Here is a 2,316-nt window from a genome sequence, read left to right as displayed (position 1 = left end):
TGCTGTTAATGGTGGCGCGCTGCCTGGGCAGGAAAGACGTGCATATGTCAGTGCTGTCAGGGTTTGTGTTGCTCCTTCTGACGTGCCGCTTGATGATAGGGTTGCCTGTTCTGTTGTGCGTGAGCCCTTGCTTGCGCCTTCTTCTGTGCTGGTTGATGCCTGGCGTTCTGGTGTTGTCAATTGGCATTATTTTGTAGTGCATTATTCCAGTCACTTGCAGAAGCCGCCTGTCCACGGTTTATTGCAAACTGCACCCAGTTTGCAATCTCGAAAATGAGGCATTTTCGTTGATTGCAGCGTCTTGCTGCGCAGGCGCTTGTTTCTGATGTATTCTTGCTTTGTGAGGAGCGCACGCCTGAGCATTGCCATAGGCGTATTATTGCTGATGAATGTCGGCGTATTGAGCCGCGTCTTGCCGTGACTGCGCTATGCCTTGAAGCCCTTTCTGGGAGTGAGCGTGGCTTGCTTGAGGAATACGTGGAATCTCAGGACTGCATTGATGCGACTTACAACAGTCTTGAGAATGGTTGCTTGCGCAGGCCCTGGCTGTAATGGCTGTGCTGTGTGCTGGCTGGTTTGCTTGGCGGCGTATTTCAGCAGCACAGTTGTTTGCGTGTTTGAGTTAAAGTCCGCTGTTCAACTGCTCGTTTCTGTTCCGCCGCTGTGCTTGACGTTTACTTGCGTTGTTATGATGTCGCGGTAGTCGTAGTATAGTTTTACTGTTACAGGCAGTTCGTAGTCTGCTGGCACGCTTATCTGTTGCTTGCAGCTTACTGTCCTGTCCTGGCCGTATATGCTTAGTGTTCCTTCTGCTTCTCCGTCGCTCTTTGCGCTTAGGCCCTGGCATTCAAGGCCTGCTATGCCTGTCCTGACGTTGACTTTTATCTTGTCTTCGTTTGCCCTGTCGCCTTCGCATTTGCTGTCAAGCGCAAAGACAGTGCCGCTGCCTACCTGGTGTATTGTGAAGCCGAAGCCCACGCTGTCCTTGCCTCGCGGGAATTCCTTGAATTCAGTCATTGTTACAGGCGCTCCGCTTACTGTTGATGGTCTTGTGCCTTCTATCACGCATAGCCCGCCTTCTTCTGGGTTTGCGAGGTTCTTTCGTATGCAGATTGACATTAGTGCTGTTGTGCCGTAGCCGTAGCATGCTTCTGCGCGTATTGGGAAGACGAGTGATGCTCCTGTTACGTATGTGACGTGGTTGAGGTTTTTGAATTCAGCGTATGCTGATATTGGTTCCTGTATTTTTCCTGTTGCGTCCTGTTTTCGTGCTGCGAGCTCTTCGTCAGGGTTTCTCACAAGGTCTGCTGGCTGGACGTTGAATTCCTGCGGCCTGATGCCTGTGATGCTGACTTTGCACTTGTCTTTTGGCACCGGGTATTCTCCTTTGTTCTGGAGTTTTAACACGATGTCGAATGGGAAGTCTCCGCCGTCATAGACATCTGTTGGCGGCAGGTTTTTCTCAAAGCTTAGCGTCAGCCCTTCTGTGCCTCCGAGGAATGCTTTGAGCGCCGTTTGTTGGCCGCCTGCGCATGCTGTCAGTGCTAGCAATACGATAATGCCGAGTGTTAAGTATCTTGCCATCTTTTTTCGTCGATATGTTAGAAGTCCTTTCTTTTAAAGGTTTCTACAGCGTAGTTGCATTGTTGAGAAATCTGCTTGCAGCAGGCATTCTTTTTATCTTCCGCTCTGCACTATTGTTATGTCTTGCCTTAGTGTTTCTTTGTAGCCGTAGCGCAGTTTTACTACGATGGGTGTGACGTATGCCGTGTTTCCTGTTATGTGGTCGTATTGGCAGTATAGTGAGCCGCCGCCAGTGCCAAGGCGCAGGTTGCCGTTGTCAAGCGGCCTGCAGCTTGCTATTATGCTCATGTCTGCCACGCGGACATCCATTATTTGGACGTAGCCGAGTTCGTTGTATGCCAGTCCTTGCTGGTCGTGTGGGCTGCACTTGGCAAGGTATTGGACTCCTGGCTTGAATGGCTGTCCGCGCCCGACGTTTTGGACTTGTATTGTGAATCTTGTTGTGCCTGGCGAGCTTTCGAGTTTTACTGTGCTTACTGCCACTGGTGCTCCTTGTGTTCCGAGGCTTACGTCTTTTGGCGTGCATACCTTGTCTTTTGTTGTCACGCTTCTCGGGTCAGGGTCTATGCAGATGTTTCCTGAAGCAGATGTCTCGTATTGGTAGCATGCTGTCACGAGCAATGGTGTGGTGTATTTGTCTGTGTTGAGCAGTGTAAGGGATACTGGTGTTCCTTGCATGTTGACAAATGCAGTGTCGCCAGGGCCGTAGACGCTCTTTCCTTTCATTACCGG

Annotated in this window: 4 protein-coding genes; 1 reads left to right on the top strand and 3 read right to left on the bottom strand. The window is 50.6% G+C overall.

Annotated features, from left to right (window positions below; genetic code table 11):
* The coding region (locus HWQ67_RS16620; RefSeq protein ID WP_218253804.1) for a hypothetical protein at positions 1-214 on the bottom strand (214 nt) is incomplete at its 3' end.
* 77 nt (positions 215-291) lie between these two features.
* Between HWQ67_RS16620 and HWQ67_RS20690 the strand changes: the two genes are divergently transcribed.
* Positions 292-552 carry a DUF488 family protein gene (locus HWQ67_RS20690; protein WP_218253803.1) on the top strand — a complete coding sequence of 87 codons (261 nt, stop codon included), beginning with the start codon at positions 292-294 and terminating at the stop codon, positions 550-552.
* Between the two features lie 84 nt (positions 553-636).
* Here HWQ67_RS20690 and HWQ67_RS16610 read toward each other — a convergent pair whose 3' ends face one another.
* Both HWQ67_RS16610 and HWQ67_RS16605 read right to left on the bottom strand, forming a co-directional pair.
* Entirely contained in the window at positions 637-1,584 is a 948-nt protein-coding gene (locus HWQ67_RS16610) for a hypothetical protein (protein WP_218253802.1), read from the bottom strand.
* 93 nt (positions 1,585-1,677) lie between these two features.
* Positions 1,678-2,316 (bottom strand): hypothetical protein (locus tag HWQ67_RS16605; RefSeq protein ID WP_218253801.1); only part of this gene is annotated, 639 nt, incomplete at its 5' end.

The sequence above is a fragment of the Candidatus Magnetobacterium casense genome, from assembly GCF_019173545.1.
Taxonomy (GTDB): domain Bacteria; phylum Nitrospirota; class Thermodesulfovibrionia; order Thermodesulfovibrionales; family Magnetobacteriaceae; genus Magnetobacterium; species Magnetobacterium cryptolimnobacter.
The sequence above is the reverse complement of the archived record's forward strand: the minus strand, read 5'-3'. Positions and strand labels throughout refer to the sequence as shown.